The sequence below is a fragment of the Acinetobacter sp. AOR43_HL genome (assembly GCF_027854635.1).
GTDB classification, from domain to species: domain Bacteria; phylum Pseudomonadota; class Gammaproteobacteria; order Pseudomonadales; family Moraxellaceae; genus Acinetobacter; species Acinetobacter pittii.
This window is the reverse complement of sequence record NZ_JAKTHX010000037.1, coordinates 87050-105584: the sequence shown is the minus strand read 5'-3', so window position 1 is coordinate 105584 and position 18535 is coordinate 87050. Positions and strand designations below refer to the sequence as shown.

The 18535-nt window shown below is 35.7% G+C and carries 23 protein-coding genes and 1 tRNA gene; 8 read left to right on the top strand and 16 right to left on the bottom strand.

The genetic code is table 11. The annotated features are described in order from the left end of the window. Nucleotides 1-39: 39 nt before the first annotated feature. Both MKL33_RS19125 and MKL33_RS19120 read right to left on the bottom strand, forming a co-directional pair. Nucleotides 40-378, bottom strand: coding sequence for a hypothetical protein (locus MKL33_RS19125; RefSeq protein ID WP_017481398.1), 339 nt, complete (start codon nucleotides 376-378; stop codon nucleotides 40-42). Between the two features lie 284 nt (nucleotides 379-662). Continuing rightward, the gene (locus MKL33_RS19120) at nucleotides 663-1430 is read right to left on the bottom strand and encodes a class I SAM-dependent methyltransferase (protein WP_057086024.1); all 768 of its coding nucleotides are present in this window, start codon (nucleotides 1428-1430) and stop codon (nucleotides 663-665) included. Nucleotides 1431-1794: 364 nt separating this feature from the next. Between MKL33_RS19120 and MKL33_RS19115 the strand changes: the two genes are divergently transcribed. Together MKL33_RS19115 and MKL33_RS19110 are read left to right on the top strand one after the other, a co-directional pair. Beyond that, on the top strand, nucleotides 1795-2280 hold the full coding sequence (locus tag MKL33_RS19115; RefSeq protein WP_031944692.1) for an Lrp/AsnC family transcriptional regulator: 486 nt from the start codon (nucleotides 1795-1797) through the stop codon (nucleotides 2278-2280). A 178-nt stretch (nucleotides 2281-2458) separates the two neighbouring features. Continuing rightward, entirely contained in the window at nucleotides 2459-2575 is a 117-nt protein-coding gene (locus MKL33_RS19110; protein ID WP_002117441.1) for a hypothetical protein, read from the top strand. Between the two features lie 15 nt (nucleotides 2576-2590). Here MKL33_RS19110 and MKL33_RS19105 read toward each other — a convergent pair whose 3' ends face one another. The 4 genes from MKL33_RS19105 to MKL33_RS19090 form a co-directional block, all read right to left on the bottom strand. After that, entirely contained in the window at nucleotides 2591-3400 is an 810-nt protein-coding gene (locus MKL33_RS19105; RefSeq protein WP_017403101.1) for a pyrroline-5-carboxylate reductase family protein, read from the bottom strand. A 354-nt stretch (nucleotides 3401-3754) separates the two neighbouring features. Then, on the bottom strand, nucleotides 3755-3979 hold the full coding sequence (locus MKL33_RS19100) for a hypothetical protein (protein ID WP_002117453.1): 225 nt from the start codon (nucleotides 3977-3979) through the stop codon (nucleotides 3755-3757). A 222-nt stretch (nucleotides 3980-4201) separates the two neighbouring features. Beyond that, entirely contained in the window at nucleotides 4202-4417 is a 216-nt protein-coding gene (locus MKL33_RS19095) for a cold-shock protein (protein WP_005070223.1), read from the bottom strand. Nucleotides 4418-4760: 343 nt separating this feature from the next. Next, on the bottom strand, nucleotides 4761-5693 hold the full coding sequence (locus MKL33_RS19090; protein ID WP_270907541.1) for an LpxL/LpxP family acyltransferase: 933 nt from the start codon (nucleotides 5691-5693) through the stop codon (nucleotides 4761-4763). Between the two features lie 239 nt (nucleotides 5694-5932). Between MKL33_RS19090 and MKL33_RS19085 the strand changes: the two genes are divergently transcribed. Continuing rightward, nucleotides 5933-6550 (top strand): LysE family translocator, encoded by a 618-nt coding sequence (locus MKL33_RS19085; RefSeq protein ID WP_063098453.1) that lies wholly within the window; start codon nucleotides 5933-5935, stop codon nucleotides 6548-6550. A 96-nt stretch (nucleotides 6551-6646) separates the two neighbouring features. Here MKL33_RS19085 and MKL33_RS19080 read toward each other — a convergent pair whose 3' ends face one another. The 3 genes from MKL33_RS19080 to MKL33_RS19070 all read right to left on the bottom strand — a co-directional run bounded on the left by MKL33_RS19080 (nucleotide 6647) and on the right by MKL33_RS19070 (nucleotide 8077). Then, nucleotides 6647-7192, bottom strand: coding sequence for a glycoside hydrolase family 108 protein (locus MKL33_RS19080; RefSeq protein WP_270907540.1), 546 nt, complete (start codon nucleotides 7190-7192; stop codon nucleotides 6647-6649). Nucleotides 7193-7222: 30 nt separating this feature from the next. Beyond that, nucleotides 7223-7612, bottom strand: coding sequence for a hypothetical protein (locus tag MKL33_RS19075; protein ID WP_002119864.1), 390 nt, complete (start codon nucleotides 7610-7612; stop codon nucleotides 7223-7225). Nucleotides 7613-7822: 210 nt separating this feature from the next. Continuing rightward, on the bottom strand, nucleotides 7823-8077 hold the full coding sequence (locus MKL33_RS19070; RefSeq protein WP_002119927.1) for a hypothetical protein: 255 nt from the start codon (nucleotides 8075-8077) through the stop codon (nucleotides 7823-7825). 673 nt (nucleotides 8078-8750) lie between these two features. Here MKL33_RS19070 and MKL33_RS19065 point away from each other — a divergent pair. After that, a complete protein-coding gene (locus MKL33_RS19065; RefSeq protein WP_002119885.1) occupies nucleotides 8751-9422 on the top strand; it encodes an XRE family transcriptional regulator in 672 nt (223 codons plus the stop codon). A 150-nt stretch (nucleotides 9423-9572) separates the two neighbouring features. On the opposite strand, the gene MKL33_RS19060 is transcribed toward MKL33_RS19065, so the two are convergent. After that, nucleotides 9573-9806 (bottom strand): hypothetical protein, encoded by a 234-nt coding sequence (locus MKL33_RS19060; protein WP_005070233.1) that lies wholly within the window; start codon nucleotides 9804-9806, stop codon nucleotides 9573-9575. 175 nt (nucleotides 9807-9981) lie between these two features. Next, nucleotides 9982-10058: transfer RNA gene (locus MKL33_RS19055), tRNA-Met, on the bottom strand. A gap of 256 nt (nucleotides 10059-10314) precedes the next feature. On the opposite strand from MKL33_RS19055, the gene xseA reads away from it, so the two are divergent. Together xseA and xseB are read left to right on the top strand one after the other, a co-directional pair. Further along, nucleotides 10315-11580 carry an exodeoxyribonuclease VII large subunit gene (xseA, locus tag MKL33_RS19050; protein WP_270907539.1) on the top strand — a complete coding sequence of 422 codons (1266 nt, stop codon included), beginning with the start codon at nucleotides 10315-10317 and terminating at the stop codon, nucleotides 11578-11580. After that, nucleotides 11570-11764 carry an exodeoxyribonuclease VII small subunit gene (gene xseB, locus MKL33_RS19045; protein ID WP_002119890.1) on the top strand — a complete coding sequence of 65 codons (195 nt, stop codon included), beginning with the start codon at nucleotides 11570-11572 and terminating at the stop codon, nucleotides 11762-11764. The genes xseA and xseB overlap by 11 nt, the downstream gene beginning before the upstream one ends. 254 nt (nucleotides 11765-12018) lie before the next feature. Here xseB and MKL33_RS19040 read toward each other — a convergent pair whose 3' ends face one another. Further along, nucleotides 12019-12237, bottom strand: a complete 219-nt coding sequence (locus tag MKL33_RS19040; protein WP_033850537.1) for a hypothetical protein — start codon at nucleotides 12235-12237, stop codon at nucleotides 12019-12021. Between the two features lie 47 nt (nucleotides 12238-12284). Next, entirely contained in the window at nucleotides 12285-12878 is a 594-nt protein-coding gene (locus MKL33_RS19035; RefSeq protein WP_033850539.1) for a LysE family translocator, read from the bottom strand. A 441-nt stretch (nucleotides 12879-13319) separates the two neighbouring features. On the opposite strand from MKL33_RS19035, the gene MKL33_RS19030 reads away from it, so the two are divergent. Further along, nucleotides 13320-13649, top strand: coding sequence for a hypothetical protein (locus tag MKL33_RS19030; protein ID WP_005070242.1), 330 nt, complete (start codon nucleotides 13320-13322; stop codon nucleotides 13647-13649). Between the two features lie 459 nt (nucleotides 13650-14108). Continuing rightward, the gene (locus tag MKL33_RS19025; RefSeq protein WP_086376888.1) at nucleotides 14109-14465 is read left to right on the top strand and encodes a four-helix bundle copper-binding protein; all 357 of its coding nucleotides are present in this window, start codon (nucleotides 14109-14111) and stop codon (nucleotides 14463-14465) included. 608 nt (nucleotides 14466-15073) lie between these two features. Here MKL33_RS19025 and MKL33_RS19020 read toward each other — a convergent pair. From MKL33_RS19020 to MKL33_RS19010, 3 genes are all read right to left on the bottom strand, one after another. Further along, nucleotides 15074-15481: a GFA family protein gene (locus MKL33_RS19020; protein WP_002119862.1), complete on the bottom strand. Its 408-nt coding sequence runs from the start codon at nucleotides 15479-15481 to the stop codon at nucleotides 15074-15076. 27 nt (nucleotides 15482-15508) lie between these two features. Next, entirely contained in the window at nucleotides 15509-15910 is a 402-nt protein-coding gene (cueR, locus tag MKL33_RS19015) for a Cu(I)-responsive transcriptional regulator (RefSeq protein WP_002119912.1), read from the bottom strand. A 75-nt stretch (nucleotides 15911-15985) separates the two neighbouring features. Continuing rightward, complete coding sequence (locus MKL33_RS19010) at nucleotides 15986-18457, bottom strand: heavy metal translocating P-type ATPase (protein ID WP_270907538.1); 2472 nt, start codon at nucleotides 18455-18457, stop codon at nucleotides 15986-15988. Nucleotides 18458-18535 lie beyond the last annotated feature (78 nt).

Below are 18535 nucleotides of genomic sequence, written 5' to 3'. Positions count from 1 at the left end.
TTATCGGCTTGCTAGAAGAGGTTTTTAAAACCTTATTTTTTATTGTTTAATATATTTTGGGAACTCTTTTAAAACCTTATGACAAAAGTGGCCCTGTGTATCCTCTTTCTTGCGTTCCTCAAATTCCTTCATACCAAATTTCATAACCTCTCTACCGTATTTTTCACCAAGGTCATGTTTAGTACATTTTGCGGCAGCATCCTTTAACTCTTCTGAGTAATAGTGATAATTACAATCGAGCTGAGCACGGCTTAAAAAACCATGCAGTTCCACTGCTTTCTCACACTGAGTTTGCTCTAGAAGATTTCTAGACTCTTGAGCAGCATAAATTGATGTTGCTAAGAATAAAGTGAAAATCGTTACTAAAATATTACGCATTATTTCCCCGACAAAGTTATTAAAAGTATTAGTGATAATATTGCGGGCGTATTAAATAATAATTATTTATAAGTGTCTATTAATAATAAAGAAAATGGGATAACCCTCATCTCTTTTGAATACTTAATCACCTTAATAAAATTGGGTGATTAATTTTTATCAAGTGAATGATATTAAATTTGTTTTATAACCATCTTTAATATTATTCGAGTTATTCGGAAAAAGAGTTTTAGTGATATTTAATCCATTTCTAATCTACTAAAACCCTTATTCATAACACTACGTTAAAACCCTAATTTCTTAAAGACAAAATAACCCACATGGCTTTCAAAGCTACCGTCATTTTGAATTTTGAAATACTTCTTAACAAGGTCAGATGAACCTTCCTGCAAATAACGTAAAGTTTTGATTTGATCTTCAGGCGTTTTCATGCGCTTTACCCAACTATCAAAATCTAACGAAAGTGTTTGTTTATCTAAACCCACCAAATCAAAGCCTGCATCTTCGATAAAATAGACCCACTCTTTCACACTATAGTTTCGTACATGACTTGGGTCTCGAATCGTTTCGATGGTCTGTAAAAAAGTATCTAATATAGACGAGCTAGAGCTAATAATGTCTACAAAAATAACAATACCATCTGGCTTAAGCACGCGGTTTACTTCTTTCATGGCAGTCGGAACATGTTGCCAGTGATGCGCAGAATATCGGCTAATGACCACATCAAATTGCTGATCACTAAAAGGCATGTCCTCAGCAATGCCCTGCTGCACAAAGATATTTTTTAATTTACGTTGGCTAGCCGTCTTAGACACGGTGTCTAACATTTCATGAGATAAATCGTAGGCAAAAACAAGGTCCGCATGCGGAGCAACATTGTAGGAAACATGCCCACCACCACAGCCTAAATCAAGGACTACAGCTTTTTCAATTTTCTGAATTTCATTAATAAATTTATTAAATTCAATACCTTCAGAATGAGCTTGGCTATTTAAATAGTCGAGAGATTTATTTTGATATTGTTTTTGATTTATATCATGCTGGGTGATCATAACCTTGCTCCTCCTTTGTAATGGAATTACATTAAAGGAAAATTTAGATAAAAAATAATGATTAGTTTTTCTTCAATTGATAAATAAAAGTTATTATTTGATTTGTTTTGATATGTCATGCCAGTTAATAAAAATAGATTTAAAGATTAATAAGAAATCCGCAAAGAGCACTGTTTAGTCACCCTTACTGAAACAGTGCTCTTTGCTCCATCCCAACCTCTATCCAGAAAGGTTCGATGCATAGAAATAGTGTATGTACCTTTGACTCAAAATGTTTCCTGTATTTTTTAAAATTTTTAAACATTCACAGCATAAAAATGAAGTATATTGATTTTTATCAGAAGATTCTTCTTTGGTTTATATTTTGAACAAAACAGAATACACACTAGATCGTATAGATCGGAAAATTTTATCTGCATTACGTGGAAATGGCCGTTTAACTGTAGCTCAACTGGCCGAAGAAGTAGGTCTTTCATCTTCTCCATGCTGGACTCGACTGAAACGTCTGGAAACTTTAAAAATTATTGAAGGATATACGGTAAACGTAAACCAAAAAGCGATTGGCATTCATGAAGTCTTTTTTATTGAAATTACTTTAGAGCGTCATGATGACGAAATGCTAGAAAATTTCAGTGAAGCATTAGCAGATATACCTGAAGTAGTGGAAGCGCATCTCGTCACAGGTGACTATGATTATCTTGTTAAAGTAGCAGTCAAAGATGCTGACCATTACGAACGATTTTTAAGAAAAAAACTTTATTCAATTAAAGGAATACGCCACACCCGTTCGACCTTTGCTCTACGCCCTCTCAAATCTGCTAATACAGCCGATTTAATGCTAATTGAATAAAAAGGTTAAACGCTGACAGTTAAATCTTTAATTTATTGATTTTAAAATCTTTATTAAGGAAAAACCTAGAAAATATAACAGATGATAGCTCTGTTATATTTTTTTTAAAAAATTCTGTATCTATGATTACAGCCTTCACTTCTTCAAAATGTAATTAATCTGAATTGGAGGCATCGCCATGAACATTTTGAAGAAAAAAAATAAGGCCAGTTTTGTATTCTTTATTATTACTCTCTACTCGTTTATTGGGTTTGGCTTAGGCTTCGTTATTTGGGAATACTTTTTAAAGGCCTAGTTTGCTAAAGAATACTTAACTCACCTCAGTAATAATTTCTGAAGTGATTTCTTTACTACGATGATATGCAGCCTTCATAGCTAAACGTATATCATCAGATACATTTCCTAGCTCAAACATTCTGAGTGCTGATTCGGTAATCCCGTTAGCCAACGTCACCTTGCCACACAGATCCGCTGGCGGGACATTACTTTTACGGACCATTTCAACTGCGCCACTAGCCGCTTGGAGTGCTAAATCTAGAGCAAATTGTTTATCAAGTCCTAAAGAAACCCCTGTCTTTATCATGCTGTCTAAAATATAGAAAAAGTAAGCTGGCCCCGAACCAGACAAAGCAATAATTGCGTCTGACTGCGTTTCAGACGGCGCCCAAAAAGTCTGACCCGTTGCAGAGTACAGCATTTCGATCAGGTCTTTATCAAGTTGGTCCATTTGCTCTGAAGCAATAAGCACATGTGTCCCCGTATGCGTCAGCACAGGTGGATTTGAAATTACACGAACAATTTTTTTCGAACCCGTAAAACGAGTCAAGTTTGCAATATCTACTCCCGCCATCATAGAAACTATAATTTTACTAGCTAACCATTTTTTTAGCGGTATAAGTGTCTCTTTTAACTGTTTAGGCTCTAGTAGCAAAACAACAATTTCAGCTTTTTTTAGTCCATTTTCTTTTTGCTTTAAAGCATTTGTATCATTAATCTTTTTCTCTTCAATGAGGTGTATTTTTTCTTTTTTAAATCCTTTTAAAACCAACCCTCCTATTAACGCTAAAGCTAGATTACTACTGCCAATAAAACAAATATTAGGTTGTACTGCACTTAACATTTAAAATGTTTTCCTTTCTTAAGAGAGGTTTATAACAACAAATATTATCTATAATTTAATTATGTATATTGAATTAATGATGACCGTCTGAATAAAGAACCCACTTTAATAAGATATATTATTAAAGTGGGTTTTGTTTTATTCGCGCAATAAATAAAACAACTTTAGATTAAGCCTAATGTATTACTATTGTTAGTAAATACCACAAAAAAAATGTTAAGCTGTGTAACATATACAAGAGTATTGTAAAAAATTCTGTAACGAATTCTATTAAGCTAATATAAAAAATATCTATTACTTAATAAGAAAATCTTTAAACCAAATTAAGGCACGGAAGTGTTCTAGTTCAAACAACTAAAGAGTTTCTTTCTTATTCGCTAAAATTCTCTCGGCTTTTCTGATTGCCTGTTGTAAATCAATATCTTCGCACACCCAAAAGGTAAAAATTTTTCCAAATAGGTGGAAATGCTGTTTAACATACTGAGAGCTATTGTCCGAATAGTGCTCTTCTATCTTAAAAACATCATTATGATTTTCTATCTTTTGACCGTCTAAAATACCGCCAATACAAATATCCATTTTAGTACCATACACCTAATTACTTATATTTTAACAAAAAATTTAGAAGCACTTTTAAGAGCATATTTTTATTCTGCTTTTTATTTTTAAAGATAAGCTTAATTAAAACTTATAAAAAACCCACAACATAGAGTGGGTTTTTAAACTCTTCTAAAGCGCTTTAGCCTTAAACATATTCTATTTAAATAATATATTTAAAACAACTCTAGTCGCTCTATGAAATTATGAATTCTGAAGAATCACAATATTTGAAGCTTGTGGGCCTTTTTTACCCTGTACTACAGTAAACTCAACACGTTGGCCTTCTAAGAGAACTTTAAAACCTTGTGTTTGAATATCGGTAAAATGAGCGAAAATATCCTTACCTTCATCAGCCGCAATAAAACCAAAACCTTTAGTTTCATTGAACCATTTTACTGTACCAGTAGAAGTAGACATATATTTATCCTAAATTTTAAAATATTATAACTTATTATTGGGGAAACCAATTTAACTAAAAAATAGACGTGAAAACTTAAATATCTGAATGAACCGAAGACTTATAAATAAAACTGCGAAATAGAAATTTATGATGACAAGAATATTTTGTTAGTTATGCTCGACTATACACGCTTCAAAATCATTTGCAATCGATATTCAAAATAATTAAAGCAAGAAAAATTCTATACTGCTGGTTCTACATCTTTCATCTTGATTTGATTAAAGATCCTTTCAATTAAAAATCTAATATTCTATATTTTAATTGAAAGAAGTACTTTTAATTCTTGAGTTACTGACGCCATTAATAGAATTTCTGTTCACCAGCAGGACGTGTTTTAAAGCGTCGATGAAACCACATGTATTGTGTAGGGGCAATGCGAATTTGGTTTTCAATAATCTTGTTTACCCTTTCAGCGTCACTGACTTCACAGCCACTCGGGAAATTTTCTAATTTAGGTTCTACTAAAACATGATATTGCGGATTACGAATATCACCACTTCGATAAAAATATAAAGGCACTGCAGTTGCTTTTGAGATATCCATCAGTCTGCGATGAGCTGTAACTGTAGCGGCTTGAATACCGAAAAATGATGCCATGACCCCTTGTTTTAGGCCAAAGTCCTGATCTGGGCTATACCATATTGCATGACCATGTTTAAGGTTTTGTATGAGTCCACGCATGTTGTCTCGAGCAATTTGGTTTTTATACACTCGCGCACGACTACGATGAATCAGAAAATCTAAAAACGGATTGTTTTGAGGTCGGTAAACCACGTCCATATTAAAGAATAAAGTACACGCCGCTCCACCTGCATCTAAAAGCGTACTGTGGGTACCTAATAAAAGTATGCCATTTTCCTGATTATTGGTTAAATTTTCTAAACCATCTATGTGAACACGGCTTTTAAACCAATTTGGGCAATACCAAGCATTTAAAGCTTCAAATACACCCGTTAAAGTATCAACAAAAACCTGTTTAGCTTTTGCCTCAATTTGCAAAGGTGTTTTTTCTGGAAAACATGCTTGTAAGTTACGTAGTGTGGTTTTTCTTCGAGAACTTAAAGATTTCCACGCTATTTTTGATAGAAAGTCAGCAAGGCGCCATTGAATAGCCCAAGGTAACATCGCAAATAACATTAGAATAAAAGCTAAAAACCATATACCCCAATATTTAAATGTTAAAAAGGAAAATTGAAACTCGCCAGATTTAAACTGCCGTTCATTTTTCTTCATACTATAGATTTCTTGAGGTATAGACTTAGTATACTAACATGCTCAATTTTTAACGTTGTGTGTTTATGTTGCTTTCACTTTTATAGTTTTATATGTCCTATTTATTTATATAAATCTATATTTTAAATATTTAATCTATTTAAGCCTTAAATATACATAACCTTCTGTATACATCGATTATTTTCTCATTTAAAGTAACCGCACAATCTTGCCTCAATTGATAAATAGGATATATCAGCGTGAGCGGTCTTTTAGTATTTATAACAATAGCATTTCTTACCCTATTAAGCCCAGGACCGGGAGTTTTATTTACTGTCACAAACTCAATTAACTATGGTGTTAAAACTGCTTTGTTCGGAATAAGTGGGTTAATTATTGGTATGTTTGTGATCGCTGTAATTTCTGCCAGCGGTGTAGGACTTATTATTACAAGTAACCCTACTATTTTTACGGTTTTAAAGTTTATTGGTGCATTTTATTTAATGTATCTCGGATATAAAAACTTCACTAAAAAACTTGCAACCCAAGAGTTAATGACCGATCAACAAAAAGATAAAGCTGTAAGTAAATCTAAATTGTTTTATCAGGGCCTATTTGCATCTTTGCTTAATCCTAAAACAATCGTATTTTTTATCGCACTCTTCCCTCAATTTATTGATATCAAGAAAGAGATTTTAAATCAATTTTTAATTCTTTCTTTAACCTTTTGTTTTATTGGTTTTTTAATTCATTTAGTTTACGCGAACTTCTCTTCAATTTTTAAAGAGAAAATGTTAGCTGGAAATAATTTCTCGATGCTCAATAAAATTAGTGGCGCTATTTTCTTTCTTCTTGCGATTTTACTCATCGCACAATAAAGCATTGCTCGACCTATTATTTGTTAAAAAGCCTTAACTCATAGTTAGGCTTTTTAACTCATTTGATCTTTAAACATGCTCTCTTCTAATACATTTTTAGAGTGTTACTCTGTTTAATATCCAACCGTAAAAGAAATCTTCGTATTTAGGGTTGTTCTCTGTAATTTTAATATAATGCTGCCCTTGCATAATATTTAAAATGCGCACGAATACTTTTTCTCCCTCTTTATTACGTCTATTTAAGTAGGTCGCCAGTGCTTGCAAAGTTAGAGGCCCGTACTGGCCATCTACCGCAAGGTTTGGCCAACCTTCCTTTCCCTGCTTATTCAGCAGGTTTAAAGCACGTTGTAATAAAGGCTTTGTAAAATTGACGCCACAATTTATAGCCGTATCCAGTAACTCTTCTGCAATAGCTGGGCTAATCGCATTAATCTGGTCAAACTGGGGTTCAAGCCAGTATTTTTGCTTATAAATAGATTTAGCGACGCTTAAGGGCAAGTCTTGCATGTTGCCTTGATATCCGTTCGATCGAGCGACTGCTTCTGTAATGCCAAATTTAGTCGCATGGCCATGATCTGATGGATGGTTAACATATCCGCCTTCTCGGCTGATAATTGTTTCTAAGTATTGGTCAATATTCATTTTATTCTACCTTTATATTTAAAGCTGTCTTTAGCTATTTTGAAGATCATCTTTTGCTTTTTTTAGGTCTTTAATGACCTCTACAATCGTTTTGCCTTCTTGTTTATTGATGAAGTTAAATATCCATCTCACAATAGCCCAACCTGGTAAACCACAAATGAAGAAGAATCCAGATAGGGTGATCATTCCCCAAATATCGGATACCCATTCATGCAGGTTCCATTTCATAATAATGAATGAGCCGCCTGTCAGGCTTGAAACTACTGTACAGATGAGAGCAACAATCCATTCTTGTGGAGAACGAGGAAAACGCATCATCAATACAACTGCGACAACTAAGCTGACTGCCAGAGCCACCATAATTGCAATACTATAAAAATTTAAAAATGTGGCTAACCCACTGCTAGAAACTGTTTCCATGACTTTGTCCTGCGCTAAAGGGTAAAACTTGAAAACTCATCACGTTGACCAGCTTGTGGTTTTCAATGTTTATTAATCCCCTTCGTTTTCTTTATTACAGTCAATAAAAAACACTAACGCTTTAAAGCAGCGCTAAATTGCAAGACGAACTTATCCTTGACCCCATTTATTTCAGGGGTCCGAGAAAGAATGTTTGTATGCTAAAGCCTGTTAGTGTGCACCGTTTAAGGCTTGTTCAATCAACTCAATCACTGTGATTGCACCAATCGCTTTTTGCATAGAGACTTGATCATCGAATTCGAATGCGTCATCTTCAAGCTCATTTACAATCTGCTTGGCCTCCTCAAGTGCCCTTTTTATTTTTTGTACCTTATATTTGTTTACGTCTTTGGCAATTGTCGGGATATACCCTCCACGTTTTGCATTTTTAAGTTGTTTAGCTCTGTTCTGCATTGCTGTAGTCATTCACTATCTCCAACTCAATGTACTTGTTAGTAAGGCGTCTTTATCGTTTGTTATTCTTGAGGTTTTGATACATTCTTTGAGCAATATAGCTAAGCTATGGCTACAAATGTGTGTTCGAAACGTTTCATCTGGTACAACAATCATAAAGAACCAAACTATATGCAATTAAGCCACTAATTTATAAACAAATATTTCATTTTCTAAAAATGTAAAAAAGTATTAAATTTTGTGGATTTAAGCTTTTTACACGTCTTAATTTTTTGACCAAAAAGTTCATATAAGGCTTTGCCGTATATCGGAAACTTTTGTTAGGTCTCACAATCTTTGTTAAATTCTTCATGTTCTTGATACCCTTTATCTACGAACATTAAGCCTGATCCACGGAATCGGGCTTTTTTTTATTCCAATTTTTGTTTTGATAGCCTGTTTGCAAATAATAATTGAGCTATCTCCCTTTTATTCTGCTACCTGTAGAAACAAAATAAATTTAGCTTCCATCCCAAAGCTTTGATAAAGCGATAAATAGTGACTTAGGCACCACTTAAATTTTCTCTATTCATCTTGAGATATAACTGATATTATAACTATAGTTATTATTAGTCAATAACTATAGTTGTTTTACTAGATATAACTTAAGTTATATATTTGTTATAAGTTTACTGGTGTAACCATTATGGCTCTTAAAGACCGTTTAAAAGACTCTAGAATTAAAGCCAAAAAAACTCAGGCTGAAGTGGCAGAAGCTGTAAAGATGTCACAACCTGCCTATCAGGCTTTAGAGTCAGGGAAAAATTTAAAATCTGCATTTCTTCCTTTAATTGCCCAATTTTTAGGAGTGGATGGTTATTGGTTAACGACTGGGAATACTGAAGACTCTTTTAGAGAAAGTGATGTATTTAGCCCGACTGTGGTGAGTGCAGAATCTACCGATCAATATGTTTGGATTGAAGTTGTAGAAGCTAACTTTTCTTGCGGGACAGGTGAATCTATTGAATTTCACTTTGATGCTATTAATGGAAAAATTCCTTTCCCCGCTTCATTCTTTAAAGAAAAACGCGTTGCTCAAGAATGCATGCGTATTATTAAAGCTAAGGGCGACAGCATGACCGACTACATTAAAGATGGAGATTTGGTCGGTATTGATATCTCACAGACTGAAGTCATTGATGGCGAGATTTATGCGGTTTACTTTGCTGGCGAAGGAATGATTAAACAAATTTTTAAAGAGGCAGATGGTTCTTTAATTTTGCACAGTTTAAATGAAAAATTTAGAGATCGACGTGTCACTGAAGAGAACGGTAAAAACTTTAAGGTTATGGGTCGCCAGTTCTGGCGTGCAGGCTAATTTAGTTATTAAATATAATTAAAATAATAATACGAGTTTTTTTAACCACTTCAGAATTTTATAACTTTAATTATTTATATAACCTGTAGACATAAAAAACCTATCCCCTTTAAAAGAGATAGGTTTTCTCGCTTTATTACCATGGTTTTATCAACAATATGTATTTAAACGATAAAGTTGATTAAATCCCGTATAGAAGCTTTTACCATCTTGGTTTAACTCAATTTCTTCACCAGATTGAAGTTGAATTTTTTTACCAACTTCGACCCAACGATATCCATCGAGAGAGTTTTGTTTACGCACATGAGGAACAATCCTCACATTAATTTCGTTGCCATTTACGGCTGTGGCAATGTGCCACTCATTTACTATATTCACAATCATTCACTCATCACTGAGCTCATGTGATTTTACGGTATGTAATTAGAACGCTAGATTTAGGGTATGGACAGTTCGTCTAGAATTTAATATTTAGCTTTATATAGGGTTATTTATAAGCTAATTGCTTTTCATAATTTTCGTATTATGAAAAGTGGTACATCACAGAGCATAATATTTTTGGATGCGGGAGTCGGATTTGAACCAACGACCTTCGGGTTATGAGCCCGACGAGCTACCAGACTGCTCCACCCCGCAATTGGAAGTAAGCTTTATACGCTCATATATTTTATAAAGCAAACTTTATTTTTTAATCGGTTGTAATTATTAACAATTCTCTTTTTATTATTTTTTTCATTTTAACCATTCAGTCTAAATTCACCTATCAATTTCAATTTTTAATTCTTTAAATTGTTGTATTTATTTTAAATAGAACCCGATATTCATAGACAACAATTGCCTTGGTTGGATGGCTTTTATACTATCTAGATTGGTCCTTTAATTTTTAGTTCGTATGTCTGAACCTCAGTTTTCCCTTAGTGAATATCTCGGCACAGTTCAGGAAGTCATACGTGTGGCTTTTGATGAGCCAGTTTGGGTAAAAGCAGAAATTCGAAATTTAAATATTAAGGGCGGTCATTACTATTTAGAACTCGCAGAAAAAGATGCAGAGACTGATAAAGTCATTGCTAGCTGTAAAGCCACAATCTGGAAATTTTCAGCGAGTAAAATTGTTTTAAAGTTTGAACGTGAAACTGGGATTGAAATTTCGAGCGACTTAAATGTGCTCATCAAAATTAGAGCACGTTTTGATCCTCAATATGGTTTTTCGGTCAACATCGAAGAGATTGACTCAAGTTTTACATTGGGTGAAATTGCTAAACGTTATCAGCAAATTATTGAACGACTTACTCAAGAAGGTTTAATCCATAAAAATAAACTTCTTCCCACTCCTTTTGATATTCAAAATGTTTTAGTCATTGCCCCTCAAAATGCTGCGGGTCTTGGTGACTTTAAAAAAGATGCAGATGCACTTGAGCGAAATGGGGTTTGCCATTTTGTGTATCACACCGCTACTTTTCAAGGAAACACGGCTGCAACCAGTTTGATTGAATCTTTAGGTTCAGGTTTAAGACAATGGGCCAATACGTTTAACTTTCCACCTGATTTGATTGTGATTATTCGCGGTGGTGGATCGGTGAATGATTTAGCTTATTTAAATGATTATGAGCTTGCCGCCCTACTTTGCAAACGTAGCGTACCCATTTGGGTAGGCATAGGGCATGAAAAAGACCGTACAATTCTTGATGAAATTGCCCATCGCTCATTTGATACACCAAGTAAAGTCATTGCTGGTATTCGCAACCACATTGTTGAACGCGTACAAGAAGCTGTAGATAGCCTACAAACGATTAAGCTACTTTCTCAGCATCAAATCACAACCTATCAAAGCAAAAATGATCAACTGCTTCATCACATTAAGTCATCCGCACAGAGTCAACTTAGCTCGGCACATCGTTTGCTTGACCAGATGAAAGAACGTATTCAGTTTAGCTCACAACAACAAGTTAAATTTTCATTAGCCCAAATCGAATCTTTGATGAAAGAAATTCTTTTGCAAAACCCGAAACAGGTTCAGGCCAAGGGCTATGCAATTGTTAGATCAGAAGGAAAAGCGATTCGCTCTATACACCAAATTTCAAGCCCCGCCCTTGCTATTGAGATGCAAGATGGTGTGGTTGAAGCCAACATTACGCAGGTAATTCCAAATGAAGAATGAAGAGTTAACGTTTAAAGATGGTCATGACATTTTGAAGAAAAATGCCGAATTATTAGAGTCTCAAGAAAGCCCGGATATCGATAATTTAATGAAGATTGTTGAAGAATCTATTACGGCTTATAAAGCGTGTAAATCACGAATTGAAGCCGTTCAACAAGCTCTAGATGAGACATTCAAAGAATAAAAAAAGCCCACTCCTACTTCTCATTGAAGGAATGGGCTTAGTGAAATCCACTTAATCCTGAAATGCAAAAATGTGGATTAGGTCACATTTTTACACAGGCATAGTCCCATAACCATTTTAGATGTTCAATATTTTAATTGTGTCTATACGTTAGTTTGGCTTAATTTTCACCATCTCTTAAATAAAACGATTTCTATTAAGACCATACAAAATACAAACTCTACTCATGGTTATTGTTAAATTTAATTTAAGAGTTATTCCTCACTGAATGGACCAATTAACTGATAAATTTTGCCGTCTTTAGGGTTTTCATAGAGCAAATCCATATTGGGTAAAATAATATCATCATTAATTTCAATATGTTCAATGCTCTTATGAAGTTCGAGCGCGTGATCATTCATGGGTCTAACTTTTGCCAAAGCAATTGATTCTTTATCAAACTGATCCTTGATAATTACTTTTAATCTTGTCATGAAAATCTCCTAAAAATTAAATTTTTAATATAAATAAAGGGTTAAGTTTAAAATGAGCTAATCGCAGAATAGCCGATTGGCATCGCAAAAAAAGTTAAAATAAATGCAGCCGTACGTTGTAAATTACGTTGGTTTAACCAAGTTACTTTGTTTGAAATTAATACGGTTCCAAAAGCAATCCATAAAAATGCAATGGGTGTAATTAATGATAAAAAAATAGCAATATGCACAAAATAAACGTGAAGCACTTCCCATGCTGCATGTGGAAAAATAGCAGAAGCAAAGAGTAAAGCTTTAGGGTTTAAAAGTGTTGCAACAAATAAAGCCTTAGGTGTAATCAGTGGGCTGTCTAATTTGATGTCATTTGTTGATGTTATCCAAAGTTTAAATGCAAGGTAGAGAATAAAAGTTGCACTTATTAACTTTAATAAGGCAGGAAGCCAAGGGATAAAATGTGAAACTGACTCAAGCAAAATACCCCATGAAGTAATTGCAATGAGATAACCCATCACTTCAGCAGGAATAAGTTTAAGAGACTGCTTCACCCCCGCTTGTATTCCAGCCGAGGCTAACAATGTATTTGTTGGGCCTGGAGTCAACAAAATGGTGACCACAAGTCCAATAAACATAAATGACACCATAGGCAACGAACTCTTTAATTATGCTAGGCGAAATATGTCAAAAAGGAATATCTATTGTCGACATAATGGTTGTAACAAGAAATATTGAAGTTTATTTTTTTAATTTTAAAACAAACAATTAACTCCACCTGACTACAAATTCACTTACTATTTCAATAATTTTAAATATGCAAAATCGATCACATAAACCTAGAATAAGCGCTATTTTTTATGCTCGCTAAACACTTAAATCAAGCTTTTTTTCACAGAAAAATAAGCCGTTATTTTTAATATTTATTTCTTATTCAGCTTATTTAATAAACGCTTTTTTCTGACTTGAAATCTGAAAATTGATCAATATATAAACAACTAGAAATCGTGATTTTACTGAATATGATGTCCCGTTCCCCATCAATTCTTTGATTGTCGCTTTCATCAAATAAATCAGATGATGGAGGATGCATGATGAATGCTTATGTTCGCCCTCATCCAGATGGTTTTAAATCTTATTTAGGTAAGAATCAGAAAACCGGACTCTACATTGTACGAGTTGGTTGGACGGTTTATGAAACGAATGGCAATGGCTCTGTGCTGTACATTGTTAAGAATGAAGATACGATTCCGTTGGATGTAGAAAAGTTTAAAACTGATCGTCCCAAAATTTATGCTGCTCTTCTAAGTGAAGTTCAGTTTCAACGCAAGAAACAACTCGCGATTGATCTCCAGCAATCAAACATCCCTTCTTATGACCGTAAAGCCTACAAAAAACGGCGTGGCTTTATAGACTCTTAAGTGAAGGCATTTACTTTAAACTCATATAGAAAAAGCACCCTTAGGTGCTTTTTCTTTTAACGACCAGTTGTAATTAATACGAGCATACTCAGTATTAAAGTGCTTAATGATCGTTTGCAATGTATGTGGACTTCATGCTCAGCTCCGTGAGCAAATTGATTAACGTTTTCCATTTCGTGTGCCCTTAAAGTTCACACTGATAATTTGCACAATTTTCACACAATAAGAAATTAGCCAAAAGTATTATATCGAATCAAATTTTAAATCTAATGCTAGGCAGGTAGTTTTGAAATTTATAACTGAAGTAGCCAGATGTAACATTCTTATACGAGGTTAAGCCCTATTGAGCGTTTGTAGACCTTTCATTTCAAACTCACCTAGCAAAGAAATGATTTTATAAAATGAAAAGAGATAACAATATTCTGTTTTTTAATAATAGTCTTCGACAGGAGAACTTTTATGGAAACTCAACAAGAAACCAACTCTTCTTTATTTTGTAATGCCTCTACCTCAATTCAAGCCTGCATTGAATGTATGATTGCCTGCAAAACATGTGCAGCTGCATGTTTGCAAGAAGAACATGTAAGTATGATGCGTGACTGTATTAAGCATTGCATGACATGTGTAGAAACCTGCCAACTTTGTACGTCTTTAGAACTAAGAAACTCTGAGCTAGCAGAATCAGCCATGCAACTTTGTGCGAACGCTTGTCAACTTTGTGCAGCAGAATGCAGTAAACATGACCATGAACACTGCCAAGTTTGTGCTAAAGCGTGTCTTGCATGCGCACAAGCTTGTCTGGCATATCGTTCCTAAGTGGTATTCACAATTTTAAGCCTACGCAATCTTTAGATCGTAGGCTAATTAAAATATTTTAGATAACAGTAAATTAGATATTTTTTATTTAAGCTGATTACAATTTTTACTTTTTTACAGGCATAAAAAAAACCCGCATCTTGGGGAAAATGCAGGCTCTTAGATCTCCCACAACGACCATGAGTTCATTATTAAACTTGAACTTTAAACCGTTAACCAAATGTACCCTTAATAAAAACAAATTGCAATACAGAAAAGTCTGTATATTTGAAATATTTTATTATTTTTACATTACTTTTTCATAAATAGTTTAAAAGTATAAGATATTTCCAAATAAGAAATATCTTTTTTACAGGCATTAAAAAAGCCCGTTTCACGGGCTTTTCTGCAACGGTGAGCAATGTAAGCGTTGTGTCTATCCAACTCTTGTTTGCTCTTTGCTAGCTATATGTAAGGTCTTATCGTATCTTTTGCCCTGTCCCAAGTTTCCCTGTGGAGCGAGGAGATATTACGATTACCTTAGGTACAGTTATAGCACATTATTTATTCATGACTAGTCTTGTTCACGTTTTTTTACAAATGAACAAAATACGATCTAACCTTAATATTTAAGGGTTTTCTACCCCATTTGGATATTGGCGAGCGTCATCACAAATTGGATACCACTTCACTTGTGAATTGACAAAAGCATGAGAGATGACTGGCATCGATATTTCTTCATTAATAAGTCCGACCCTCAGACGTACCACTTCTGGCTTATCTAAACGTTCACTCCAGATCGGTGAACCGCAAGTTTTACAGAACACTCTCTTTTTGTTTGGAGAAGCAAAATACGCTTGCAAAAGATTTTCACCCTGTACAATGTTTAAATCAGTTTTCTGTACCTGTGTAATAGCTGCAAAAGCAGCCCCTTGTGCTTTTTGGCATTGCTTACAATGACAAACCATAATGGGATTTAATTCAGCATTAATGCTGAGTTGAACACCATTACAAAGACAAGAAGCTGTATAAATCATGATTTTACCCTTTTATTTTTATGGGATTTAGCTTACACCCACCCCTTTCTCAATGTGGTCTAAAATGGCACAAGAAGCCTGTTGGTCGCCACAGCAATCATCGGCAGAAGCCTGCAAAATATTAACCATTTCTTGTAGGTGTGCAATTTTTTGCTTTAATTCGTCAATGTGTTTGACGGTTAAGGCTTTCACCTCTGCACTATGCCGATCAGTATTTTTCCAAAGTGAAATAAGCTCTTTCATCTGTTCAGATGAAAAACCTAACTCTCGAGCATGCTTTAAAAAGTTTAAAGTTTTAAGGTCTGTTTCTGAATAGATGCGATAGCCAGAAGCAGAACGCTGAGCTGCTTCAAGTAAACCGATTTCTTCATAGTAGCGAATCATTTTCGCCGAAATGCCCGAATGTTTGGATGCCTGACCGATATTCATCTCACACCTCAAATATTAAATTTGGTTTAAGACCTGCTGTCATGATCTTAAACCAAAAGTTGATTTTCAGCACGCTTACTCTACTGGCGCATGAAAGCGTTTTAAGCGTAATGCATTGCCTAAAACAAAAACCGAAGAAAGTGCCATCGCGCCTGCTGCAAACATCGGTGAAAGTAACACACCAAATGCTGGATATAATGCCCCTGCTGCAATTGGAATTAGGGCTACGTTATATACAAATGCCCAGAACAGGTTTTGACGTATGTTTCGCATGGTGGCTTTACTTAATGCAATTGCATTCGGTACGCCTTTTAAACTACCTGACATGAGCACAACATCAGCTGCTTCGATGGCAACATCTGTTCCTGTACCAATAGCTAAACCGACATCTGCTTGCGCCAAGGCTGGTGCATCGTTAATACCATCACCAACAAAAGCTAAGCGCCCATACTGTTTTTGCAGTTGGCGGACTGTGTCCACTTTGCCCTCGGGTAAAACCTCTGCCACAACTTCGTCAATATTCAGCTTTTTGGCAATTGCTTGCGCCGTATGACGGTTGTCTCCTGTAATCATGGCAACTTTGAGACCTAATTGATGTAAGGCCTCAATCGCAGCATAGGTTGTTTCTTTAATTGGATCTGCCACAGCAATAATTGCCGCAAGTTTTTGATCAATAGCAACGTATAGCGGGGTTTTGCCTTCTTCACCTAACTGAGCAGCAATCGCTTGGAAAGAGTTGGTGTCTAAACCAAGTTGGTGCATATAACGGTCTGCGCCAATTTGTACTTTTTGGCCTGAAACTTCTGCTTCAATACCTGAACCTGTAATCGAGTTAAATGCTGTTACTGGTAATAGGTTTAGGCCTTCATTTTCTGCTGCTTGAACAATCGCGAGAGCAATCGGGTGTTCAGACTTAGCTTCGACCGAAGCCACTAAAATCAGCACTTGTTTGCGTTCAAAGCCAGATTGCACATTAAAGTCAGTCAGTGTCGGTTTGCCTTCGGTGAGTGTACCCGTTTTATCAACTGCAACTACTTGCGCTTCTTGTAAAAGCTGCAAAGCTTCACCTTTACGGAACAAGACACCTAACTCGGCACCACGTCCAGTACCGACCATAATAGAAGTTGGTGTTGCAAGTCCCATCGCACAAGGACACGCAATAATCAGTACCGCAACAGCATTCACCAATCCAAAAGTGAGTGCAGGCTCTGGCCCCCAAATAAACCAAACCAAGAAAGTGATTGCAGCAATTAACATCACTACAGGTACAAACCACATAGTGACTTTATCAACCAAACCCTGAATCGGAAGTTTAGAACCTTGGGCTTGTTCAACCATACGAATAATTTGTGAAAGTACAGATGAGCTACCCACTGCGGTTGCCCGAATGTTCAGTGTTCCGTTTTGATTGACCGTACCACCGACCACCTGTTGTCCCACTACTTTTTCAACAGGAACTGGTTCACCCGTAATCATAGATTCATCAATGTAGCTGTGCCCTTCGACTACTTCACCATCAACAGGTACACGTTCACCCGGACGAATTTCTACAATAGTTCCACTGACTACTTCGGCAACAGCAACTTCAACCACTTGACCGTCACGTTGAATACGGGCTGTTTTAGGCTGCATTCCTACCAAATGTTGAATCGCTTGCGAAGTACGTCCTTTAGCTTTGGCTTCAAAATAACGTCCGAGTAAAATTAAACTGACAATAACGGCAGCCGCTTCAAAGTAAACATTGACCGTGCCTTGTGGTAACACATGCGGCATAAAGGTTGCTACGACCGAGAAACTGTAGGCAGCCAAGGTTCCAACTGCCACTAGCGAGTTCATATCTGGTGCCAAACGCCACAGGGCTGGAATCCCTTTTTGATAAAAACGGCGACCTGGAAAAACGAGCACTAATGTAGTCAAAGCAAACTGTAAAAGCCAGCTGTTGTATTGACCAATCGTGTCCATGATCCACATGTGAAAAGCTGGAATGAGATGTGAACCCATTTCCAAAATAAACACAGGTAAGGCCAACACAATCGAAATGATCAAATCTTTTTTTAGCTGATCTAACTCTGACGCTTTTTTATCGAGTTGCTCATCTTGATTTTTTTCAGATGCTTTAGCGTCGTAACCTGCTTTTTTAACAGCGCGAATTAAGTCTTCAACATTAACTGATGCATCTGCTTGTACCCAAGCCTGCTCTGTTGCTAAGTTGACCGTAGCTTGTTGAACACCGTCTACTTTTTTAAGGGCTTTTTCTACACGTGCAACACAAGATGCACAGGTCATGCCCTCAATAGACAACTCAACTGGCGCAGCTTTGGGAACATCATAACCTGCTCGTTCAACTGCTTTAACCAGTGCTTCGCGCTGGATTGGTTGATTTGAATAAACAACCGCTTTTTCTGTTGCCAAATTAACATTGGCAATCTCTATATTTTCAACTTTTTTAAGAGCTTTTTCGACACGACCTACACACGAGGCACAGGTCATGCCTTCTATTGGAAGTGTTTCACTATATGCTGGCAATTTTGTGTTTTTTGAGTCCATCAAACACCTCTGCAAATTTGCAAAATTTAATATTCTGTATTGAGCATACAGATTCCCATCATGGGAAGGTCAAGCATA

Excerpts from the sequence above, each read along its gene's own strand:
- MKL33_RS19080 (WP_270907540.1), bottom strand. The coding sequence starts at position 7,192 with ATGAATATTGACCAATACTTAGAAACAATTATCAGCCGAGAAGGCGGA.
- MKL33_RS19025 (WP_086376888.1), top strand. The coding sequence starts at position 14,109 with ATGGAAACTCAACAAGAAACCAACTCTTCTTTATTTTGTAATGCCTCT.
- MKL33_RS19035 (WP_033850539.1), bottom strand. The coding sequence starts at position 12,878 with ATGGTGTCATTTATGTTTATTGGACTTGTGGTCACCATTTTGTTGACT.
- MKL33_RS19110 (WP_002117441.1), top strand. The coding sequence starts at position 2,459 with ATGAACATTTTGAAGAAAAAAAATAAGGCCAGTTTTGTATTCTTTATT.
- xseA (WP_270907539.1), top strand. The coding sequence starts at position 10,315 with ATGTCTGAACCTCAGTTTTCCCTTAGTGAATATCTCGGCACAGTTCAG.
- MKL33_RS19060 (WP_005070233.1), bottom strand. The coding sequence starts at position 9,806 with ATGATTGTGAATATAGTAAATGAGTGGCACATTGCCACAGCCGTAAAT.
- xseB (WP_002119890.1), top strand. The coding sequence starts at position 11,570 with ATGAAGAATGAAGAGTTAACGTTTAAAGATGGTCATGACATTTTGAAG.
- MKL33_RS19105 (WP_017403101.1), bottom strand. The coding sequence starts at position 3,400 with ATGTTAAGTGCAGTACAACCTAATATTTGTTTTATTGGCAGTAGTAAT.
- MKL33_RS19020 (WP_002119862.1), bottom strand. The coding sequence starts at position 15,481 with ATGATTTATACAGCTTCTTGTCTTTGTAATGGTGTTCAACTCAGCATT.
- MKL33_RS19040 (WP_033850537.1), bottom strand. The coding sequence starts at position 12,237 with ATGACAAGATTAAAAGTAATTATCAAGGATCAGTTTGATAAAGAATCA.
- MKL33_RS19090 (WP_270907541.1), bottom strand. The coding sequence starts at position 5,693 with ATGAAGAAAAATGAACGGCAGTTTAAATCTGGCGAGTTTCAATTTTCC.
- MKL33_RS19030 (WP_005070242.1), top strand. The coding sequence starts at position 13,320 with ATGATGAATGCTTATGTTCGCCCTCATCCAGATGGTTTTAAATCTTAT.
- MKL33_RS19065 (WP_002119885.1), top strand. The coding sequence starts at position 8,751 with ATGGCTCTTAAAGACCGTTTAAAAGACTCTAGAATTAAAGCCAAAAAA.
- MKL33_RS19095 (WP_005070223.1), bottom strand. The coding sequence starts at position 4,417 with ATGTCTACTTCTACTGGTACAGTAAAATGGTTCAATGAAACTAAAGGT.
- MKL33_RS19125 (WP_017481398.1), bottom strand. The coding sequence starts at position 378 with ATGCGTAATATTTTAGTAACGATTTTCACTTTATTCTTAGCAACATCA.
- MKL33_RS19120 (WP_057086024.1), bottom strand. The coding sequence starts at position 1,430 with ATGATCACCCAGCATGATATAAATCAAAAACAATATCAAAATAAATCT.
- MKL33_RS19010 (WP_270907538.1), bottom strand. The coding sequence starts at position 18,457 with ATGGACTCAAAAAACACAAAATTGCCAGCATATAGTGAAACACTTCCA.
- MKL33_RS19075 (WP_002119864.1), bottom strand. The coding sequence starts at position 7,612 with ATGGAAACAGTTTCTAGCAGTGGGTTAGCCACATTTTTAAATTTTTAT.
- MKL33_RS19100 (WP_002117453.1), bottom strand. The coding sequence starts at position 3,979 with ATGGATATTTGTATTGGCGGTATTTTAGACGGTCAAAAGATAGAAAAT.
- MKL33_RS19070 (WP_002119927.1), bottom strand. The coding sequence starts at position 8,077 with ATGACTACAGCAATGCAGAACAGAGCTAAACAACTTAAAAATGCAAAA.
- cueR (WP_002119912.1), bottom strand. The coding sequence starts at position 15,910 with ATGAATATCGGTCAGGCATCCAAACATTCGGGCATTTCGGCGAAAATG.